Source organism: uncultured Thermanaerothrix sp., from assembly GCF_938028735.1.
Lineage (GTDB): Bacteria > Chloroflexota > Anaerolineae > Anaerolineales > Anaerolineaceae > Thermanaerothrix.
Genome location: NZ_CALIMF010000007.1, coordinates 59,608 through 80,195, shown reverse-complemented (window position 1 = coordinate 80,195; position 20,588 = coordinate 59,608). Strand labels below are relative to the sequence as shown.

Sequence of the window (20,588 nt, the reverse complement as noted above, 5' to 3'; positions counted from 1 at the left end):
CTCACTCCTGAGATTGGATTTGAATGCGCAGCAGGGCTTGACCGCAGCGCAATGTATCCCCAGAGACCACCACGGTTGGGGTAATCACCCGTTCTTCATTTAGATATGTGCCATTCGTTGAACGCAGATCTTCCACCCACCACTGACGATCACGATAACGCAGACGCGCGTGCCGCGTTGAGACGGTCTCGTCATTCAGCACGATTTGGCACGAAGGGTGCCGACCAACTAGAATCTCTCGTTCGCCAAACTCATAGTGCTGCCCTTCGCCTTCCTGCCGGGTTACCACCTCCAGCGTTATCGGTGGCACCTGCTCGCGAGCCACCTGTTGCAGGTGCAGATTTAACTCGCGCCACAGAACCAGCAATGCCCAACCCAGGAAGGCATAAAGCACGCCAGCCAGAAGAATGCGCAAAATGAGAACAACGATTCCCGTAATCATTGGCCATCCACAGGGCGGGTTTCAGCAGCGGTGTCCGGTCGACTCTCCTCGCCATAAATGAGGGAGACACCCGCCAAGGAAATGACATCCCCCGGTTGCAATTCCCACCGGCTCACACGCTCACCGTTGACGTAAGTGCCCCCCGTAGAGTTTAGGTCAAAGAGAACATAACGCTCGCCCACACGGCGGATCTGAGCATGATGACGCGAGACTCTGAGATCAGGTAGGACCAGCAGGTTGTCGCTATGTCGCCCGATGCTGATCACACTCTCATCCAGTGGAAAGATATCTTTGCCTTGTACAATGAGAAAAGCGCGTTTGGATGGCTGTTCGCGCGCCTGAGTCGGCTCACTCAATGCCAGGACTGCCGTCTCACCCAGCGCTTCATCCCCCCATCCCCACCGAATTCGAATCTCCCCCTCACCTAGTTCTGCACACGCACGCAACTGGATTTGAGGATTTCCAAGGAAAGTGAATCCCGCCTCGCTGGCCACATCTTTCAGAGCCTGCACCAAAGGCACTTGCCAGGCCTCCTGATGATGCCAGGCTGCATAGAGCGAAGGGCTCACCTCGATCACACAGAGGCTCGGCAAAGGTTGACCAGTGGGTTGATTTAACAAAGCCGTTTGCAGAGCCTCAAACAGGCGACGTGACCAGTCTTCTTCACGTCCACGCCAGGGCACGCGTCCCAAGTGATCTTCAACTAAGGCGCGCAAGCGGCTTTCCAGATATTCAAGGCGAAAACCCATACGTTATAATATTATAAGACACAACCTATGGCGCAATAGGGAAGCCCCTTAGGCAACTTTCATGAATGAGATACCTTCATCCGGTTTCGAGGAGATCCGTCACACTGCCGATTGGGCGTTGCGCGTTTGGGCATCAGACCTACCCACTCTCTTTACCCAAGCCGCCCAGGGGATGTACCGGCTCGAAGGCGTAGAAATCGCCTCAACACCTCGAGTCGAGCGCCAGATCACCATAAAGGGCGAGGATGCGGAGAGTTTATTGGTCGCCTTTCTAAATGAGTTGCTTTACCTCCAGGAGACCGAACAGCTAGCTTTTGACACTTTCCAGTGCGCAATTACGAACCATTCCCTGGAGATCAAGGCACAAGGCGGGCCAATTCGTCATCTCAATAAGGCCATTAAAGCCGTGACTTTTCACAATCTAAGCATTCGTACCACGCCGCAAGGACTTGAGACCACACTTACGTTCGACGTTTAGCAAGGTCTCATTCCTACTCACCGGAAACCTCCGCTCCATTGCATCACTTGTCTGCCAGCATTGTGAGCCCTAATCGCTCTCAGCCTTTTTCTCACCCTCGCAGCCGTTACCCCACCCAGGATTAAAAGTTATGGAGGTGTTACCATGGTTCGCCTGCAGGATATCCGCAAGATTAATGACTACGAATGGGAAATCCCCGCGACATACCGCGAAGACATGCGCGCCTCGGTACGCCTCTTCGTCACCCGCCGTCTGCTGGAGGCCTCCTTGGAGGACCTTTCCTTGGAGCAGGCAATCAATGCCACTACATTGCCTGGCGTGGTAGACCCCGTCGTGGTGATGCCAGATATGCATCAGGGATATGGTTTCCCGATTGGCGGGGTGGCGGCTACACGCGTCTCGGATGGTGTCGTCTCACCAGGCGCTATCGGCTACGACATTAACTGCGGGGTGCGCTTGCTGGCCTCACAGATTCCTTATGAGCAGGCCGAGCCTCATCTGGACGATTTGGCGACTGCGCTCAACCGCTATTGCCCCAGTGGCGTGGGTACCGAAGGAGAATATCGGTTAAGCCACGAAGAACTGGATCAGGTCTGCCGGTTGGGAGCGCGCTGGGCGCTCAAGCGTGGCTTGGCTAGCGAGGAAGATCTGCGCCGCACAGAGGAGGGCGGATGCCTGGAGGGAGCAGATCCCGCCAAAGTAAGCCACAAAGCCAAAGAGCGTGGACGCACGCAGCTAGGTACGCTGGGGGCCGGCAACCATTTCCTCGAAGTGGATATCATCGAACAAGTATTTGATCCTGAGGCCGCTCAGGCAATGGGTCTACACGAAGGGAATCTGGCCCTACTGATCCACTGCGGCTCCCGCGGTTTTGGTCACCAGATTTGTACTGACTATGTGCAAGATCTGCAAAGTGCAGTCAAAAAGTACGGCATTCGCCTTCCCGATCGCGAATTAGTGTGCGCGCCGATTGACTCGCCTGAAGGGCGCGACTACCTTGCTGCCATGCGCGCAGCGGCAAATTACGCGTTCTGCAATCGCCAGTTACTTGCCCATGCCGCCCGCCGCGCATTTGAGGAGGTCTTTGCCGGCAAAGTGCGAAATTGGCACCTGCACCAGGTCTATGATATTGCTCACAACATGGGAAAGATAGAGACCCATCTGGTTAACGGTAAGCCGCTCAAGGTCTGCGTACACCGCAAAGGGGCCACCCGCGCCTTTGGACCCGGGTTTGCTGAATTACCCGAGGAGTACCGTCCTCTGGGTCAGCCAGTGCTGGTGCCTGGCAGCATGGGGACAGCCTCATGGGTGCTCATTGGCACCGAGACCAGCATGCAACGTTCATGGGGCTCTACCTGCCACGGCGCGGGGCGGGTGCTCAGCCGTCACAAAGCCAAAAAAGAGATTCGTGGCGAACGGCTACGTGATGAACTGGAGCGACGTGGCATCCATGTGCGCGCGGGTTCAATGTCTGGCTTGGCCGAAGAGGCGCCACAGGCCTACAAAGATGTGGATGAAGTAGTCGAGACCGTCGCCGGGGCTGGAATTGCACGCAAAGTAGCCCGCTTGCGTCCAGTGGCGGTGATCAAGGGTTAGAACTCCGCATCGGCTTCTGCCACCTCGTCCTCGGCCAGTGGCCTGCCAATTGCTGCGGTACGCGCATTGGTAAGCGCCAGAAAAGCCTGCACAGGTAGGCGAATGTTTAGACCACGTTGCCCACCTGAAACGTGAAATGTGGTCTCACACAGCGCGCTTTCATCTACGACGACCTGAAAGCCGCGGTTAAGCAGCGCCAGCGCAGAGATCCCACCGGCCTGCAAACCCGTTAATTGCTCGGCTTCGCGCTGGGTAGGCAAGTGCAACCGTTTCTCGCCCAGGAAACTCGCCAAAGCTTTCAAATCCACCGCACATGTCCCCGGAACGACTGCCAAGATAGGCTTGCCACCGCGTTCGCGTACGACCACAATGGTCTTAAAAACGCGCTCGGGTAAAACGCCCAGGCGACGTGCCGTCTCCAAAGCCCCTAACTTCTGGGAAGGCAGTTCAAACACCTCAAAGGGGATCTTACGGGCCTTGAGCAGTCGGATCACGTTATTAGTGATCGTCGCCATTCTCTCACCCCCTTCCGGCTTTCAAATAAATCGGATTACTGAAGATCCAACCCCGGCGCTGTCCCAAGTAAGGCAAATAGCACTCCACGCGATAGACTCCCGGCTCCTGAGTGATCCAGGCACACACTTCTTGACGCCTCCAGATTTTGACCACCTGCCCATCCTTGATTAAGCGACATTCCGCAGGTCGGGGCAGACGAATTTGGAGGGTCACACCGCCATTTACCTCCAAAGCGTCCCCCATGATGGCCGTACGATAGCGCCCCTGTGCCGTGAAGCGGAAGCCACGCGTAGGGGCAGGCAAATCATAACCGATAAAACAATGACCCGCGCGGAGGGCTGTCAATACCTGTTGCTTGTCGGATACAAAATCCCCACTGAGGCCCTCGGGGAGCAAGAGATGTGTGTTAATGGCGCGGAAATGAAATTCATAGGGGAAGACCACCTTACGCAGGGGACCGGCGCGCAAATTCAGTGCATGTGCATCGGAGCCTCCTACAGCGACAACGGTTGCCCCGCCGCGAAGCAAGGCGTCCCATCGCCGTAAAGCAGCCGGGAGCGGTGCATGGGCGACAAATTGGGGGAAAAAGGCAAAAAAGAATGCCTGTAAGCGCGAACGAATGACATTTTTAAGTTCGCTAAATCCATTCCAGAGTTCCAAACCCGTAAACCCATACACTTCCCAATCTTCCCACGAGATATCACTCTCTCCAAACATGGGCAAAGCCGGATCCACCGGATGGGCAATAAACGTGAGGGCACCCACCTGACGGGCTGCATCAATCAGATTTTGGGGCGAGGTGGCCAATGGCGCCAGTTCACGATTCGCCCCAATCACCAACAGATGATTTTTCTGAGGGTTGCGCATACGATCGTGCACTTCTTCGCCAACTAACAGCAAAACACGACGGCCATGGGCTTCCCGATAGCCCTCCAACCCCTGCACCCATACGTTGTGATCGGTGACAATGACCCCATCCAACCCAGCTCGCGCCGCAGCCTCGACGATATCTCGATGTAGCCCACTTCCATCGGAGTAACGCGTATGCATGTGGAGATTGATGATCACTTCTTCCATGGCGGTTGACGATTCCTGAATTTAGACGTTATAATCCTGGCGTTGCTTCCAAAAGGAGGAAAACGTGACGACTTACCTGGACATCGCTTTGATTATAATCTCGCTTGCATTGACCGCTAGCGTTATCCTGCAGAATAAAGGTGTGGGCCTAGGCGGATTGACTGGCGCCGATAGTACGCAGGTTTTTAGCGCGCGCCGCGGTCTTGAAAAAACGCTCTTCAACATTACCATTGCTTTGAGCGTGATCTTTTTCATCCTGACTATCCTGACCATAGCCCTGCGGTAGACCTCAAATCACCGTGTCCGCTAAGGATAGAACCCAATTAAGAGCCGGGGGCAAGTAACCCGTTAAAGGGAAAACGCCCCCACTTGTTTTTCAATGTCTATGAAAAACTTTCGCTGGCAACTCCTTATCATCTTCCTTACCGGCCTGGTGGTTGGCATTTTGCTGCTGAGCGAACGCCCCACCCCAACCTCGCCCTTTCAAACGCCGGAACCACGCCGAGGAGGAGCCTATACCGAGGCACTCATCGGTCAGTTTAAGCGCCTTAACCCCCTCTTGGATTTCTATAATCCGGCTGATCGCGATGTAGACCGGCTGCTTTACAGCGCCTTGTTGCGCTTTGATGAGCGCGGTTTACCTCGGGCTGACCTGGCCGAGTCGTGGGGAATTTCGCAGGATGGCACCGTCTATAATTTCACCCTGCGCTCCGGTGTCAAATGGCATGATGGAAAACCATTGACTAGCGCCGATGTGGTCTTCACCATCGAAAAACTCCGCGCAGGAGGATCTGCCATCCCAACCGACCTGCAGGAATTCTGGAAGGCTGTGGAAGTTAAAGCGTTGAGCGACACAGCCATCCAGTTTCGTTTACCGGAGCCCTTCGCCCCCTTCCTGGACTATCTGACCTTTGGGGTTGTACCCCGACATCTTCTCGAAGGCAAATCCTTTGACGAGATTGTAAATGCTGACTTCAACTTGCAGCCCATTGGCAGCGGCCCTTACCGTTTTGACCGTCTGATCGTGGAAAATGGACAGATCACAGGTGTAGTCTTAAGCGCTAACTCAGATTACTACATTCACCCGCCCTATATCGAGCAGATCATCTTCCGGTACTACCCTGATTCAGGTTCGGCCTTGCAGGCCTTTCAGGATGGACAGGTGCAGGGAATCAGCCAGGTCACCGCGGATGTGTTGCCTAAGGCATTGGCTGAACCCAATCTGGCTCTGTACACAGCACGCCGCCCTGAACTCAGCCTGATTCTGTTCAACCTCAAAAATCCAGACGTGCCTTTCTTCCAGGAGAAAGCCGTTCGTCGGGCTCTCTATACGGCAATCAATCGCCAATACCTAGTTGATCGCTTGCTTCAAGGCCAGGCAATATTGGCAGATGGACCCATCTTTCCCGGCACCTGGGCATATTACGAAGGTATCCCTCATGTGGGATATAACCCAGAGGAAGCTCAGAACCTCCTCCGCGAGGCCGGTTACACTTTACCGGCTGAAGGGGAACCCGTCCGTACGAATAAGAACGGTTTGGCGCTACGCTTCACCCTCCTTTACCCCGATACCCCACAACACCGCGCTCTGGCCGAAGCTATCCAAGCAGATTGGTCACAACTCAACATCGCTGTCCAGATTGAAGCAGTACCCTACGATATTCTGGTACAACAACGCTTGGCTGACCGTGCCTATCAGGCCGCCCTGGTGGACTTGAACCTCTCCCGCTCGCCCGACCCCGATCCCTATCCATTCTGGGATCAAGTGCAAGCCACCGGCGGGCAGAACTACACCCAATGGGATCATAAACTGGCCAGTGAATATTTGGAAAAGGCCCGAATTACCCCAGACATTGGCGAACGCACACGACTCTACCGTAATTTCCAGGTTATCTTTGCTGAGGAACTGCCCGCTCTACCACTGTTCTATCCGGTTTATAATTACGGCATCAGTCGGCAAATCCAGGGCGTGCGCATCGGTCCCCTCTTTGATACTGCAGACCGATTTGCTACCATCCTGGAGTGGCATCTTCTAGCCACACGCCCGCAACGCACTGAAATGGTATCAACTCCTACCGCACCCTAACTTTTCAATCCTTTCCTAAAAAGGGCAACCCGTCGGCCTACGCGCCTGACGGGTTGTCGTAAATTATGGATGATTTCTCATGAGGCCGCTGTGAACGCTCTAGATAAAGATTGGGCCTTTCTACAGGCCGCTGTCCCCGAACTTGAAGATTACTTGCTTTCTCCCGTACTCTTCTGGCCCCTCAATCTGCGCATCGGCCATCCCATTCCGGAAGATCTTACCCGTCTCACGCTGGGCAATTTACTTTTGGCCCAGGCACGTCTGAAGGCGTTTCCTTGGTCAGAAACCCAACAGGCCACTCTGACCAACCTAAGTCAAGAGATCCAGCAAGTACGCGAACGCTGGCGTGCTAACTGGCAAAAGAAAGCCGCCCAGGAGATTCCAAGCCGCTTGAACCTGTGGAAGCAAGCCGTGGAGGAGATCTTAGAGACCCCAGCCCCCTCTTCCAAGACAGCCTGGGCATACCAGGTACGTCATCGAGCCATTTTACACTTTCTCTTTTACGAGGTATCTGAAACCTCTAGCCTTTATGTGGCGTCCTTGGCGACGCTGGATCAACGCCTGCGTTCAGCGCGTCCCTTGAATGGATTCCTATGGGAACCCGAGATCCAGGCTGCTTTCCCCCCAGAAACCTTCTGGTTCCTTTATATTTCACCTTAATCATCACGGTGGAGGAACGCTGCAATGCCTTTTTATACTCGTAACGGTGATGACGGATACACGGGGCTTCTTGGTGAGGCACGTGTCCCCAAGGAAGAGGATCGCATTGAAGCCCTGGGTGCCCTAGATGAAGCAACTGCTGCACTAGGGCTGGCTCGCAGTCTCCTTCAGGATGAAGAACTAAGACAGGTGCTCCTCCACATTCAGCGTGATCTTTACCTGCTCATGGCCGAGGTGGCAGCCACCCCCGAAAATGCCGCCCGTTTTCGTCAGATCAGCTCGGCATCGGTGGCCTGGCTGGAAGCACAAACGGAGGCATTCGGCCAGCGTGTGACCTTACCCGGCGAGTTCATCCTCCCCGGCGACACACTGGCCGGGGCGGTGCTTTCCCTGGCTCGAGCGATCATCCGCCGGGCTGAGCGGCGCGTAGCCGGGTTGTTCCATCAAAAGGCCTTAGAAAACGATGATCTGCTACGCTATCTCAACCGTCTTTCCTCTCTCTGTTTTGTCCTGGAATTGTACGTTTACCAGGCAAGCGGTTTAGATAGACCCACACTGGCTAAAAACCTGTAAGGTAAAACTTTGCGAGGGCAACCATGGTAGGAACTGGCACCCTACTCAATGTGACCACTGTGTTGATTGGCGGTGCGCTCGGTCTTTGGTTGGGCGGGCGATTACCTGAGCATCTGCGCCAGACCGTTGTGACCGGTTTGGGATTATTTACCCTGGCTTATGCCTTAAAGATGTTCCTCACCACCCAAAACTCCTTGGTGGTTCTTGGGAGCATTCTGATTGGGGCCTTGTTGGGAGAATGGTGGCGGGTAGAAGAGGGTTTACAAGGCCTGGGGCGGTGGCTGGAGCGCCGTTTCGCACATCAGGAAAGTCCTGCGGGAAGCCAACGCTTTGTCCGCGGTTTTCTAACGGCCTCGCTAGTGTTCTGCGTGGGCCCCATGACCATTCTGGGATCTATTCAGGACGGTTTGAGTGGCAATTATCAGACCCTGGCCATCAAATCGGTGCTGGATGGGTTTGCAGCACTAGCCTTTGCTTCCAGCCTAGGGGTGGGTGTGCTTTTCTCATCCCTGGTGATCCTGGTTTACCAGGGTAGTTTGACGCTACTGGCAGCTCAAATTCAGCAGATCATCAGCGCTTCAATGATGACTGAGATGAACGCCTCGGGAGGGGTTGTCCTGATGGCAATTGCTATCGGGTCACTGTTGGAAATCCGCCCCATCCGTGCGGGCAACTTGCTTCCGGCGCTCTTTGTCGCGCCTCTACTGGTCTGGTTGATGAGCCACCTCGGCCTGTATTGAGGTGGCTCATCAACTGAGCCTTAAGGCTGTGAACCAGCAGCCAGTGCCTTCTCTATCGTAGCAAAAAGCTCCGTTTGCCCCACCAGGGTGCCATTAACATCAAAGGTGGGGGTGCCCGTCACGCCTTTGCTACGCGCATATTGACCATCTTCCTGTGTTTTTTGCCGATACTTACCACTGGCCATACAGTTATCGTATTGGGCCAGGTCGAGTTTCAAATCCTGCGCAAAGGCACGCAGCAGTTTTTCGGTTATAGGCAAATCGTAGTTGGCAAAGATGTAATCGTGGAACTCCCAAAATTTGCCCTGATCCATCGCACAATAGGCGGCCTCAGCCGCTAGGAACGATTCGTCACTTATAAAAGAGAAAGGGACGTAGGTGAAATAAACTTTACCAGTGGCCACATAATCTTTGATCAGCCGCTGCTCTGACTCGCGCCAGAAAGCCGCACAATGCACACAGCGGAAATCCGAGAACTCCTCCACCTTGACCGGAGCATTGGGGTCACCAACCGAGTTGCCATTTACCGCTGAGCGCGGGATTGGCTCTGGACGTGTAAATTCTACCGGGCGGTTGCTCAAAATCAAGACAACAACGATAGCGATGGCTGCCAGACCAATGAGCACCGCCATTGTAATCCGTCTGCGGCGTTGACGTTGTTGCTGCAATTCACGATAAGAAATCTTTCTGGATTTTGAAGATCTTGAAGGGTTCTGGGGCGTTGGCATTAAAACCTCCTTGGGGGTGACGTTAATGGGTGTACAGGTAAACCAGATAATCCTCACCGGTCAAACGAAAACCCGCTTTCCGATAAAGCGCAAGCGAGGCATGGTTATCTTGCTGAGTGTTGACGGTTAATTGTGAAATGTGATGCTCGCAGAAATAGCGCATCACATCATAAAGCAAAGCCTGCCCAATCCCGCGCCGCTGCCAGGAAGGATGAACTGCCAGGCGGGCCAGATGCGCGTTAGTGGGGCTCAGTGTGCTGAATTGAAAGCCCACGATTTCATCACCGATAACCGCCACGCTGGCATAGGCCGCCTGTTGCCACGAACGGTAGATATCCCCACTGCTGTTGCGCCAGAGCCACTCAAAGGCCTTTGTATCCACCTCTTCTACAGCCTCCAGGTCATCTGGGTGCATCGGGCGAATCAATCCCCCTGCTCGGAGTAACGTCGGGGGCTCGCCAGGGGGCAAATTCAAATCACGCCAAAGGGTGACAACACGTTGGTACAAGGTGAAGCGTTCATGCTCCAACAAAGTGGCAAACCAGGGCCGCAACGCAATGGCCGCTACCACGTTAGTATGCCCCAAGTTTTCCAACGCGCGAGGAAAGAGTGCATGCCAGGCCTCACTTGGGCGTTCCCGCTCCGAGCAAGCAAAAAGGCGCACCCATGCGACCCCCGGGGGGTCGGGAGGGCAGGCCAGAGCAGCTTCCAATCGTTCAGCGCCCAGCAACAACCAAAACGGCTGCTGCCCCAGCCATTCCAGGGGGGAACGCCAATCCAGATGACGGTGGATATACTGTCCATCTCGAAGCAGCTGTCGCAAGCGCGCTGAATCCTCAGGGGTGGCTTGGCGCAGTTGATGTTCAACGATCATCGCCGAACCAACATTCGGTCTGCCCATTTACTTAATACCCATTAAACGCTGAACTGTACCAATAAGCGATTTTAACATTCGTTCACGTGGAGAGAGTTTGGGTTGGTACTCCAGCGCTGCCTGCATGCTGAACAGTGCTGCAAACTGCTGCCCAGTTTGTACTTGCAGGGCAGAGATTCGCCGCATGACCCGGGCATAATTTTCCATCTCCCCCACCGCCTTCAAGCCATCTGCAGCCCGACGGTAAATCTCCAACGCAATCTCCGCCTGTCCCAGGGCCTCCAGCGCAGCCGCCTGATTGCCCAGTGCCAGCGCCTGCCGCCTTTTGTCACCGGCCTGCGCAAAGAGTTCCGGCGTACCCTCTACACAGCGCAGAGCCGCTTCAGGACGTTCGGCCTGCAACCAGGCCACACTGGCATTGTTGCGCATCTCGGCTGCTTTCAGGACCTCCCCACCCTCATCGTAAGCTCCTGCTGCCTTCTCAAACGCCTGAGCGGCGATTTCGTACGCTCTTTGAGCATAGGCGGTTTGGGCTTCCTTCTCCCAAAGCACAGGATCCATCGCTGTTCCCATTTTGGTTCACCTCAATCAATAGGTAATTTCCAGCAAAGACTCCGCAACCGCCCGTAACTTATCCGCTGAGAGTTCGCTCAGACGCATGGCTAGTTCAAGGTAAGGACGGTTGACTGGCTTGCGAATGAACGCCTGTAGCTCCTCTGGCAATTCTAAGAATTGTTGCACCGCTTGACGACGCAAACGCCATTCGCCTACCGGCCCGCGCTGATCAAAAAGGTCTTCGAGTCGCAGATCCAGGGCGTTAGCAATTAATTCCAACTCAGGTAGAGGAATCGGGCGCGCACCCGTCTCATATTGTTCGAGCGTGCCCTCGTCCAACCCGACCCGGCGCGCCAGTTCACCCTGGGTCAAATTGCGTTGCTGGCGTGCCAAGCGTAAATAGGTTCCGATCATACGCTGACGCAACCCCAAAAGGGTGGGTAAATTCTCAAGCGGCAACGGGGGGGCTGTCTCAGAAAGAACACGATTCCCCCAAAAATGCTCCAACGGGATGTCCAGATAAAGCGCCAAAACCTCTAGCTGGGGCAATGAGGGGGCTAGCTGTCCGGCCTCCATCGCCTCATACTCCTCCACCGAGCACCCTATCGCCTGGGCACACAATGCTGTTGACCGGTGCCGCGCTAGGCGAGCATCACGTAGAAGCAAGCCCAACTTTTTCGCACGCAGACGTATTCTCTGTTCAAAAAGCGTATCCATGGCTCCTCCAGACCGCACTCCTTATCCATTACCGCCTGCGACTCGAGAGCATCTCGCTCAGGTTGGCTCCAAACACCTCGGGGCCCAGTTTGAAACCTGCTGCTTCCAGGCGTGGTGTGAACATTGGGCGAATCCCAGTGGGTTTAATTTCTCCTAGCACACGGCCATCCGTGCCAATGCCGGTTTGCTCAAATCGAAAGATCTCATTCATTACCACCGTATCACCTTCCATCCCCACCACTTCGGTAATAGAGGTGACTTTACGGCTTCCATCTTTCAATCGCGACTGGTGAATGATCAAGTCAATGGCTGAGGCAATTTGTTGGCGAATTACCCGAATTGGCAAATCCATTCCGGCCATTAAGCACATGGTTTCGAGGCGCGAGATAGCATCGCGAGGGGAATTGGCATGCAAGGTGGTGAGGGAGCCATCATGCCCGGTGTTCATGGCTTGCAGCATGTCCAGCGCCTCGCCTCCACGCACCTCACCCACCACAATTCGATCTGGACGCATGCGCAATGCATTACGCACCAAATCGCGTACGGTAATGGCCCCCTTGCCCTCAGAATCAGGGGGTTGAGTCTCCAAACGCACCACGTGCTCTTGCTGCAATTTCAGTTCGGCCGCGTCCTCAATGGTGATAATCCGCTCATTTGCGGGGATGAAGGACGAAAGCACATTGAGTAGGGTCGTTTTACCGGAGCCCGTCCCACCCGAAATAACGATATTGAAGCGAGCAACTACGCAGGCACGAATGAATTCGGCCATCCCGGGCGTCAGCGAACCCAGTGCAATCAGTTGGTCCACCGTCAGCTTGTCCTTTTGAAACTTACGAATAGTGATTGTTGGACCATCAATGGCTACCGGCGGAATGACGGCATTAACTCGCGAGCCATCAGGCAACCGCGCATCCACGGTCGGGCTTTCCGCATCAATGCGCCGACCTAGCGGCAACACAATTTTTTCAATCAAACGGATGACCTGCTCATCATCAGAAAAAGTAATGTTAGTCCTAATGATTTTACCTTGACGCTCAATGTATACCTTTTTGGGACCGTTAACCATGATCTCACTTATCTCAGGATCGTCTATTAAGGGTTGTAACGGTCCAAATCCGAGCAGTTCATCCAAAACATCTCGGAAAAGCTGCTCACGCACCGGTGTTGCCAGGTTGATCCTCAAACTGGCGTAAACCTGCTGTAGCACCTGTAGCACCACTTCCCGACGTTGTTCCCCCTGGATATAAGCCTTGCCCTCCAACTCGCGCGCAACAGCGTTAACCAGATGGTTCTTAAGCCGAAGCAAATCAGGTTGCGAAGAGGGAAGTGACATTTTTCTATCATTCACCATATTCACTCGCTCTTGGACCCTTCAAAAGACTCGCTTATTTCCTCTAATGGGGTAATCCACACGATCTGCTGAACCTGCAAGGCCAAGAAGTGCGTGTGCAACACCACCTCACTCCCTGTTACGTCGTAAACGGTAGCCTCGGTGACCGCCAAAAACGTACCGGTTTGATCCAGTTCATCCTTGAGGCGTTCATCTGGACGCACATGCACCTGCCCATGAATGCGGTGAATCGGTGTCTGGATAATCACGTTTACCGGACGCTTGGTGATAACACGGGTGAAGAATTTGCCCTTTTCGTCAAACTGGGTCACCATGCTAATGCTCCCTATTTTACCCCGGCGTGCTTGCTTCTTCAGCCGGCATCAGATAGCCTAGACCTGGACGGGTAATGATGTGCTGGGGGTTATGCGGATCATCCTCTAGTTTTTGGCGCAGGCGGGCAATGCTGACCCACAAAATTTCCTTATCTTCGCGATAGGAATCACCCCATACCGCAGCCAGCAACTCTTCAGCGCTGAGCACCACCCCAGCGTGCTGAGCAAAATGAATGAGTAACCGATATTCGGTCGCCGAAAGAAATACCGGGCGATCCCCCTTCCACACCTCTGCTCGTGCCAAGTCAATCTTAAGATCTTTATGCACAAAGTAACGCTTGCTTACCCCTTGCTGCGCAGTCTTCGCCCGACGCAAGACAGCACGCACCCGGGCGACCAGTTCCATAGCCGAAAAGGGTTTCACTACATAGTCATCTGCTCCTACATTCAACCCCTTGACACGGTCCTGTTCCTCGCCACGCGCGGTTAGAATAATGACCGGTACATCCGAGAACTGACGAATGCGTTCACAGGTTGTGAACCCATCCATGCCCGGCATCATGACATCTAAAATAACCAGGTCGGGCTGCTTGCTTGCCACCTGTTCAATAGCCTCCATGCCATCCCGGGCAACATATACCTCATAACCCTCGGCCTCGAGATTGACGCGTAGGAGATGACGATAACGCTGTTCATCATCTACCACCAGGATTTTGGTGCCCATTTCCGCGTTTCCGCCCTCCTTTCTCAAGGTGTCCAAGGCAAACGGATGTGAAAGACCGTACCCTGGCCTGGTTGCGACTCCACCCAAATCTGGCCTTGGTGCGCCTGAACAATCTGTTTACAAATAAACAACCCCAACCCAGTTCCATGAACAGAAGGTTGTACATCCGGCACACGGAAAAACCGTTCAAAGATTTTCTGGCGATATTTTTCCGGAATACCAGGACCGCGATCCTCAAACGTCAAATGAACACCTTCAGCATCGGAAGTTATTGAAATGGAAACCGGAGAACCTGGCGCATATTTCACCGCATTGGAGAGCAAATTCTCAAATACTTGGGCCAGCCGTTGTGGATCAGCAAGTAGAGGACTGAGCGGTTCATCAAGTTGAAGGCGCACTTCCAATTCGGGATGACGCAGTTGCGTGCGGGCAATCACATCGTTGAGCACCGAGTCTAACCGCACCGGTTGAAAGTTCATCTTTATCCGACCAGTCTGTAAGCGTGCTGAGTCCAACAAATTATCAATCAGCTCCTGCATGCGATCAGTTTCCTGATCAATAATGTTTAGAAACTCGCGCTGCGTCGTCGTGTCCCAATGGGTATCCGGGCGGAGCAAGGTGGTAGTGTAACCCTTAATAAAGCCCAAGGGGGTACGGAATTCATGAGACAGTGCCGAAATAAAATCTTCCTGCGCTTGCAATCCGCTATATTGGATCTCCAACCGAGAGACCTCATGAGCGAGCCGTTCCCGCAAAATAGCCTGTGCAAGTTGCTGACTCAGAAACTCCGCAAAGGGGAAAGTATTCGGATCGAAAGGTGGCCCCCCAAAGCGAATGAAGATCATTGCCCCTAAAAGCGTCTCCCCCACCTGCAGCGGGAGTCCCAACATATAGGGACGTTGCAATCGATCTTCCCCCGTCTCCGGGGGTTCCTGAAGCACTAGCCGTCGCTGCTCTATCACTTGATTGCTCAATGCCTCCCCCCAAGCCACGTCGGCTTCAGCCGATTTCCCGCGTCCAGTGGCTCGTGCATAACAAACTTCCAGATTAAGGGTATCAGGATCCAGCCAATACACAACCAGATTGTCGAACACAAAATGGGGGCGCACAACCTGAATCACCTCATCCATTGCCTGGCGCCAAGAAGATATCTGCCCAAACAGGCGACCAAGGGTGAAAACCACCTCAATTGGGACCCCAGGGGATAATTCACCCGTCGGCATGTTCACCTCCCAATCGAGGCTGAGGAAAAACGCGCCGCAGTAAGAAGGAAAAACGGCTTCCACGCCCCAATTCCGAGGTTACCGAAATCACCGAATTATGCGCCTCAATAATTTTTTGCGCCAATGAAAGCCCCAAGCCCGTACCACCGTAGCGCCGAGTGGATGAACCATCTAACTGATGAAAAGGCTCAAAAAGTTCTTGAATACGATTTGCCGGGATACCAATACCTGTATCGGTCACACTGACTTCCACATATTCACTCATTAGATCCACTGCAAGGACAATTTGTCCCCCTGCGGGGGTAAACTTAATCGCATTATCGAGCAACTGATGGATCACCCAGCCAATTTTCTCCCAATCTCCATACGCAAACAGTTCGCCTTCCGCCGGACAGCTCAGTTCCAAGCTCAGGCGATGGTCACGGGCTCGTGGGGTTACTTGCTCCACCAGACTCCGACACAAGGTACACAGATCAATCGGCTGAATCATCACCGGCAGGTTGCCCCGCTCAGTCGTGGAGAAGAGGATCAAATCCTCAATCAAACGCTCCAAACGCTCGATCGCTCTTTGCATGGTGCGCAGGGCATGCAGTTGAGACTCATTCAAGGCCCCTAAATCGCCTGATAGCAAGAGCTCATGATACCCTTTCAGATGAGTCAGCGGAGTGCGCAGTTCATGTGAGATGTTGGCTACAAAATTGGCCTTCAACTGGTTGAGTTCGGACAGTTTTTGTAGCGCGCGCTCCAATTCTGCCGTGCGTTGCTGCACCCGCTGCTCCAACTGTTGATTGCTCTCTTCCAGGGCTGCCCGTAACTGAAGCACGTATTCCGTGATGGCTTGGTCCAAAAGGCTTTGGCTGATTTTGCCCAATTTGACCAGGAGCTGGCCTAACAATGGCACCTCCTGTCCCCGGTCACGCAAGGCAGCCTGATAACTGAGCACCGCCTCCAGATCTTCCTGGGAGAGCCATCCCCGTTCAACCAGGTAATCTCCTAGACGAGGCACTAGGATCTCCGGGGTAAGCGGCACAGGCGTTACATTCACTCGGTTCCCCCTTTCACCCATACCCATTTCCCTCCCACCATGGTCGCGCAGGGCTGAAGTTGATACAGTAGGTCCGCTGGCAACTGCCAAGGATCTTCGTCCAAGACGATGAGATCAGCATAATAACCCTCGCGTAAACGCCCCAAATTATGCTCCAGTCCAGCTGCATATGCCGGGCCGAGGGTGTATGCTTCCAAGGCGTGTTCCAGGGTTAACCGTTCCTGAGGGAACCATCCTTCTGGACCTGGTTGACCATCCTGACGTCGCCGCGTCACGGCAGCATGAATCCCCCAGAACGGATTGGGAGTTTCCACCGGTGCATCTGAGCCAAACGCCAGGCGCGTTCCCTGCGCCAGCAGCGAACGATAGGCATAAGCGAAACGAGCACGTTCTCCCCAGTAGCGATCTGCCATGTACATATCCGATGTGGCATGGATAGGCTGCACGGAGGCGATGATGCCCGCCCGTGCCAGCCGCCCCACATCCTGCGGACGCAGAAGTTGAACATGCTCAATCCGATGACGCAAATGAGGCTTACCCGAAGCAGTTTCCCAGACTCGCAAACGCTCCAGCCCCGTCAGTACCTCCGCATTTGCACGATCCCCAATGGCATGCACAGCCAGGCTTAACCCCACCTCACCAGCCTTGCGTCCCATCTCAAAAATCTGCTCAGCATCTAAAAAGAGCAAGCCCCGGTCATCGCGCTCAAGATACGGCTCAAACATGGCCGCCGTTTGAGGGCCCAATGCCCCATCCGAGAATAATTTCACCCCACCAATGCGTAGCCAGGCATCGCCAAAGCCACTTCCAAGCCCCAGATTAATCGCTTCATCCAACAAGTCGGCGGGAAGGCTCTTAAGCACTCGAAGCATAAGGCGACCTTCCCGCTGCAAGATCTGCAAGGCCAGAAAACAAGTGCGCTGGTCGAAATCATGTACTCCGGTCAAGCCCATGCGCCATAGAGCAGATTGGGCCTCCTGGATGGCCTGTGCTACTTCTTGAACCCCTGGCTGAGGGATGCAACGCTGCACCAATTCCACCGCCGCTTCGAAAAGAATGCCGGTCGGCTGACCACGCTCATCGCGCTGGATACGACCATCTGGCGGGTCAGGCGTGTGCTCGTCAATCCCAGCCAGGCGCAAGGCCGTGGAATTTACCCATGCAGCATGCAGGGATTTCGCCGTCAGAAAAACTGGATGCATAGAGGTTAGTACATCCAAGTCCTGGGCAGAGCCAAAGCCTTCAGGCCAGACATTCTGATTCCAACCATGCCCCAGGATCCACTGACCTGGTGGTGTTTGAGCAACCCGTTCTGCCACCCGCCGCAGACATTCCGCACGTGTGGGTGTTTCGCAATCCACCCGTTGAAGGTTGAGGGCAAAATGTTGCAGGTGAATATGCGCATCTACCAACCCAGGCAGGATAACTTTCCCCTCCATGTCTTGCACACTTGAGCCCGCATGCGCCCAATCCATAATCTCCGCAGCCTCACCAACAGCCACTATGCGATCTTGTTCAATCGCTAGCGCTGTCGCAACTGGCCGTTGGGGATCTAAAGTATAGATGCGGGCATTGTGCAGGATCAGCATGACCTCTCCTCTCAGCCTAAAAGCACCTTGAGCAAAGTTTCTAATTCCTCATCTGAGTAAAAACGGATAACCAGGCTGCCTCCTCGCTTGCCCCGACGCAGCATCACGCGCGTGCCAAGGCGCTCCTCCAAACGTGCTTCCAGATCGCGCGTTTCGGGCGGTGACTCACTCCGTCCCTTTGAGGTTGGACGTTGGCCTTGATAGCGCTGCACCAACATCTCGGTTTGGCGAACGCTAAGGTTCTGACGCAACACAACTTCCAGAACCGCTACCTGCGCCTGGGCAGTGGATAGGCCCAAAAGAGCCCGCGCATGTCCCTCGCTAATCTTGCCTGCCGCCAGAGCTTCGCGCACTGGAGGGGGCAATTTGAGGAGACGCAGGGTATTGGTTACAGCCACACGGCTCTTCCCCACCTGACGCGCAATTTCCTCATGCGAAAGACCAAAGTCCTCATGCAGTTGGCGATAGGCTTCGGCCATCTCTAAGGGTGTAAGATCGGCGCGCTGCAGATTCTCGATAAGCGCCAGCGCTAGGCGCTGTACATCACTAGCCGGTCGAAGTAGTACCGGCACCATCTCTAGCCCTGCCTGACGCGCCGCGCGCCAACGTCGCTCGCCAGCGATCAGCACATATCGTCCTTCTCCTTCCGGACTGACCAGCAGAGGTTGCAGAACCCCGTGCTCGCGTATTGAGGCCGCCAGTTCATCCAGCCCCTCAGCATCCAGAGTTGCGCGCGGCTGAAGTGGATTAGGCACAATCTGATCAATGGGCACATAAGTGATCCCGCCTTCCGGAGACGTCCCGGAGCCACCCGGAATGAGGGCCTCCAGCCCCTTACCTAAGCCACCCTTACGCGTCATGCTGCTCCTTGTTGCGTCTCAAATATCGGAATGGCAATTCCATCCCCCTGTAGCAATTCCCGTGCTAGCGCTGCGTAAGCCCTCGCAGCCGTGGAATCCGGTGCATAGAGTGAGATCGGCATTCCATAGGAAGGCGCTTCAGCCAGGCGAATGCTGCGCGGGATAATGGTTTGAAACACCTGCGTAGGGAAAAAGCGCCGCACCTCATTGACCACATCCAGTGCCAACCGGGTGCGCCCATCAAACATGGTAAGAATAACCCCACGCACGCTCAGATCTGGGAAAATTGAAGCCCGCACACGCTGGATAGTTTGCATTAATTGCCCCAATCCCTCCAGTGCCAAATATTCACATTGCACCGGGATAATCACGCCATGTTGCGCCGCCACAATTCCATTCACGGTCAGCAACCCTAACGATGGCGGACAATCAATCAAAATATAATCGTAACGCTCCACCAAAGGCTGCAAGGCCTGACTCAGACGATACTCGCGTTTGTGAACCTCAATCAACTCAACTTCAGCGCCAGCCAGTGCCGGCGAAGAAGGCAATATCGAGAGTTTGAAGCGCGGATTATGCAGGATGTTTGCTCCTGCTGGTTGGAGCCCCAGAAGCGCCTCGTAAGTGCCGCTACGCACCGTGCGCTTATCAATTCCAAGCGACGAGGTAGCATTGGCTTGCGGGTCTAGATCCACCAACAAAACGCGCTGCCCATAGTAACCCAGGTAAGCCCCTAGGGAGATTGCGGACGTTGTTTTTCCCACTCCGCCTTTTTGGTTGACAAATGTATAAATCCGGCCCATCTTCCATTTACCCCTATTCAGGGAATAATTTCGACCAGTTTTTCCTGGGCTTCTGCGGCGGTTGGCACACCTGCCAACCCCGGGCGCGTCACCGAAATAGCCGCCAGTTGAGTCGCATAACGTGCGGCTTCCCAGGGATCACGGGTCTGGTGTAGACGAATAAAGAATGCCGCCGCAAACACATCTCCAGCGCCGGTGGCATCCACTTCCTGCACCGCCGGCGGGCGGAAGTACCGTAAGTCTCCATTCCAATACAAACGCGCACCCGCCGCCCCCTCGGTCACAACCAACACACGGATGGAGGCCAACATTTCTTCAATGATGGCCTCATTCCCAGCCACATCCTCCAAGCTCAACACCGCGGCATTGGCAGCTTCCAACACATAACGGGCTTCGGGCCACTCGGTGAAATGCACCCGCCCCTGCGCATCCCAGGCACGTAGCCAGCCTTGGGGGGTCAGCCCTATGAACGAATCGGGGAACGCGCGCACCAGTTTAGGATCAACCTCCTGCGCAACTGGCGCCAGATGTACAATAGGGGTTTTCCGCCAGGCTTCAGGAACCATGTTCAATTGCAAGGAGGTTGCAAGGCGGTGCAAATATTGCACCCGCCCCTCCGGACGCGAGAGGTTCTCAAACGTAGTCGTGTGTTCTGCAGGCCAGGCCAATACCTGAACCTCGCTCAACGGGCTCAGATCTGTTTCCGGATGACAGGCGGTTATTACCCCCACCCGCAGTCCCATCGCCCGAGCGGTGAGCGCGGCATAGGCCGCCGTTCCACCCAGGACTGGCCCTCCGGGACTCAGATCCTGGGTCACATGGCCAATGACCAGGTAATCAACGGGTTGGACAAAAAGTGAATAGCGCATACCAATCATTCGTTAATGA

24 protein-coding genes are annotated in these 20,588 nt (G+C 54.6%); 7 read left to right on the top strand and 17 right to left on the bottom strand.

Going from position 1 to position 20,588, the window contains the following annotated elements; genetic code table 11:
- Nucleotide 1: 1 nt before the first annotated feature.
- Both Q0721_RS05335 and Q0721_RS05330 read right to left on the bottom strand, forming a co-directional pair.
- Entirely contained in the window at nucleotides 2-442 is a 441-nt protein-coding gene (locus tag Q0721_RS05335; RefSeq protein WP_299026486.1) for an FHA domain-containing protein, read from the bottom strand.
- Complete coding sequence (locus Q0721_RS05330) at nucleotides 439-1,191, bottom strand: FHA domain-containing protein (RefSeq protein WP_299026484.1); 753 nt, start codon at nucleotides 1,189-1,191, stop codon at nucleotides 439-441. The genes Q0721_RS05335 and Q0721_RS05330 overlap by 4 nt, the downstream gene beginning before the upstream one ends.
- Nucleotides 1,192-1,252: 61 nt before the next feature.
- On the opposite strand from Q0721_RS05330, the gene Q0721_RS05325 reads away from it, so the two are divergent.
- Both Q0721_RS05325 and Q0721_RS05320 read left to right on the top strand, forming a co-directional pair.
- On the top strand, nucleotides 1,253-1,669 hold the full coding sequence (locus Q0721_RS05325; RefSeq protein WP_299026482.1) for an archease: 417 nt from the start codon (nucleotides 1,253-1,255) through the stop codon (nucleotides 1,667-1,669).
- A gap of 144 nt (nucleotides 1,670-1,813) precedes the next feature.
- Nucleotides 1,814-3,265, top strand: coding sequence for an RtcB family protein (locus tag Q0721_RS05320; RefSeq protein WP_299026479.1), 1,452 nt, complete (start codon nucleotides 1,814-1,816; stop codon nucleotides 3,263-3,265).
- Here the strand turns inward: Q0721_RS05320 and Q0721_RS05315 are convergent.
- Both Q0721_RS05315 and Q0721_RS05310 read right to left on the bottom strand, forming a co-directional pair.
- Nucleotides 3,262-3,780, bottom strand: coding sequence for a YbaK/EbsC family protein (locus Q0721_RS05315; RefSeq protein ID WP_299026473.1), 519 nt, complete (start codon nucleotides 3,778-3,780; stop codon nucleotides 3,262-3,264). The genes Q0721_RS05320 and Q0721_RS05315 overlap by 4 nt on opposite strands.
- A 4-nt stretch (nucleotides 3,781-3,784) precedes the next feature.
- Nucleotides 3,785-4,858: a CehA/McbA family metallohydrolase gene (locus Q0721_RS05310; RefSeq protein ID WP_299026470.1), complete on the bottom strand. Its 1,074-nt coding sequence runs from the start codon at nucleotides 4,856-4,858 to the stop codon at nucleotides 3,785-3,787.
- Nucleotides 4,859-4,922: 64 nt separating this feature from the next.
- On the opposite strand from Q0721_RS05310, the gene secG reads away from it, so the two are divergent.
- The 5 genes from secG to Q0721_RS05285 all read left to right on the top strand — a co-directional run bounded on the left by secG (nucleotide 4,923) and on the right by Q0721_RS05285 (nucleotide 8,917).
- Complete coding sequence (gene secG, locus Q0721_RS05305) at nucleotides 4,923-5,144, top strand: preprotein translocase subunit SecG (protein ID WP_054520500.1); 222 nt, start codon at nucleotides 4,923-4,925, stop codon at nucleotides 5,142-5,144.
- A 99-nt stretch (nucleotides 5,145-5,243) separates the two neighbouring features.
- Nucleotides 5,244-6,944, top strand: coding sequence for a peptide ABC transporter substrate-binding protein (locus Q0721_RS05300; protein WP_299026466.1), 1,701 nt, complete (start codon nucleotides 5,244-5,246; stop codon nucleotides 6,942-6,944).
- A gap of 90 nt (nucleotides 6,945-7,034) precedes the next feature.
- Nucleotides 7,035-7,604: a hypothetical protein gene (locus Q0721_RS05295; protein WP_299026463.1), complete on the top strand. Its 570-nt coding sequence runs from the start codon at nucleotides 7,035-7,037 to the stop codon at nucleotides 7,602-7,604.
- A 24-nt stretch (nucleotides 7,605-7,628) separates the two neighbouring features.
- Entirely contained in the window at nucleotides 7,629-8,177 is a 549-nt protein-coding gene (locus Q0721_RS05290) for a cob(I)yrinic acid a,c-diamide adenosyltransferase (protein WP_299026460.1), read from the top strand.
- 23 nt (nucleotides 8,178-8,200) lie between these two features.
- Nucleotides 8,201-8,917: a DUF554 domain-containing protein gene (locus Q0721_RS05285; RefSeq protein WP_299026457.1), complete on the top strand. Its 717-nt coding sequence runs from the start codon at nucleotides 8,201-8,203 to the stop codon at nucleotides 8,915-8,917.
- Nucleotides 8,918-8,937: 20 nt separating this feature from the next.
- Here the strand turns inward: Q0721_RS05285 and Q0721_RS05280 are convergent, their stop codons facing one another.
- The 13 genes from Q0721_RS05280 to Q0721_RS05220 are packed head-to-tail and all read right to left on the bottom strand — an operon-like array spanning nucleotide 8,938 to nucleotide 20,569.
- Nucleotides 8,938-9,645: a thioredoxin domain-containing protein gene (locus Q0721_RS05280; RefSeq protein WP_299026454.1), complete on the bottom strand. Its 708-nt coding sequence runs from the start codon at nucleotides 9,643-9,645 to the stop codon at nucleotides 8,938-8,940.
- A 22-nt stretch (nucleotides 9,646-9,667) separates the two neighbouring features.
- Nucleotides 9,668-10,546, bottom strand: a complete 879-nt coding sequence (locus tag Q0721_RS05275; protein ID WP_299026451.1) for a GNAT family N-acetyltransferase — start codon at nucleotides 10,544-10,546, stop codon at nucleotides 9,668-9,670.
- Nucleotides 10,547-11,092 carry a hypothetical protein gene (locus Q0721_RS05270; protein ID WP_299026448.1) on the bottom strand — a complete coding sequence of 182 codons (546 nt, stop codon included), beginning with the start codon at nucleotides 11,090-11,092 and terminating at the stop codon, nucleotides 10,547-10,549.
- 15 nt (nucleotides 11,093-11,107) lie between these two features.
- Nucleotides 11,108-11,791: a helix-turn-helix transcriptional regulator gene (locus tag Q0721_RS05265; protein WP_299026445.1), complete on the bottom strand. Its 684-nt coding sequence runs from the start codon at nucleotides 11,789-11,791 to the stop codon at nucleotides 11,108-11,110.
- Nucleotides 11,792-11,819: 28 nt separating this feature from the next.
- Nucleotides 11,820-13,124, bottom strand: a complete 1,305-nt coding sequence (locus Q0721_RS05260; protein WP_299026442.1) for a CpaF family protein — start codon at nucleotides 13,122-13,124, stop codon at nucleotides 11,820-11,822.
- A 20-nt stretch (nucleotides 13,125-13,144) separates the two neighbouring features.
- Nucleotides 13,145-13,456 carry a hypothetical protein gene (locus tag Q0721_RS05255; protein ID WP_299026440.1) on the bottom strand — a complete coding sequence of 104 codons (312 nt, stop codon included), beginning with the start codon at nucleotides 13,454-13,456 and terminating at the stop codon, nucleotides 13,145-13,147.
- Nucleotides 13,457-13,472: 16 nt separating this feature from the next.
- Nucleotides 13,473-14,180, bottom strand: coding sequence for a response regulator transcription factor (locus Q0721_RS05250; RefSeq protein ID WP_299026439.1), 708 nt, complete (start codon nucleotides 14,178-14,180; stop codon nucleotides 13,473-13,475).
- Between the two features lie 23 nt (nucleotides 14,181-14,203).
- A complete protein-coding gene (locus Q0721_RS05245) occupies nucleotides 14,204-15,403 on the bottom strand; it encodes a GAF domain-containing sensor histidine kinase (protein WP_299026437.1) in 1,200 nt (399 codons plus the stop codon).
- Nucleotides 15,390-16,448 (bottom strand): ATP-binding protein, encoded by a 1,059-nt coding sequence (locus tag Q0721_RS05240; protein ID WP_299026434.1) that lies wholly within the window; start codon nucleotides 16,446-16,448, stop codon nucleotides 15,390-15,392. Before Q0721_RS05240 ends, Q0721_RS05245 begins: the two co-directional genes overlap by 14 nt.
- Nucleotides 16,445-18,037 (bottom strand): amidohydrolase, encoded by a 1,593-nt coding sequence (locus tag Q0721_RS05235; RefSeq protein ID WP_299026431.1) that lies wholly within the window; start codon nucleotides 18,035-18,037, stop codon nucleotides 16,445-16,447. Before Q0721_RS05235 ends, Q0721_RS05240 begins: the two co-directional genes overlap by 4 nt.
- A gap of 11 nt (nucleotides 18,038-18,048) precedes the next feature.
- Nucleotides 18,049-18,897, bottom strand: a complete 849-nt coding sequence (locus Q0721_RS05230; RefSeq protein ID WP_299026429.1) for a ParB/RepB/Spo0J family partition protein — start codon at nucleotides 18,895-18,897, stop codon at nucleotides 18,049-18,051.
- On the bottom strand, nucleotides 18,894-19,700 hold the full coding sequence (locus Q0721_RS05225) for a ParA family protein (RefSeq protein WP_299026426.1): 807 nt from the start codon (nucleotides 19,698-19,700) through the stop codon (nucleotides 18,894-18,896). Before Q0721_RS05225 ends, Q0721_RS05230 begins: the two co-directional genes overlap by 4 nt.
- Nucleotides 19,701-19,717: 17 nt before the next feature.
- Nucleotides 19,718-20,569, bottom strand: a complete 852-nt coding sequence (locus Q0721_RS05220; protein ID WP_299026423.1) for a PfkB family carbohydrate kinase — start codon at nucleotides 20,567-20,569, stop codon at nucleotides 19,718-19,720.
- Nucleotides 20,570-20,588 lie beyond the last annotated feature (19 nt).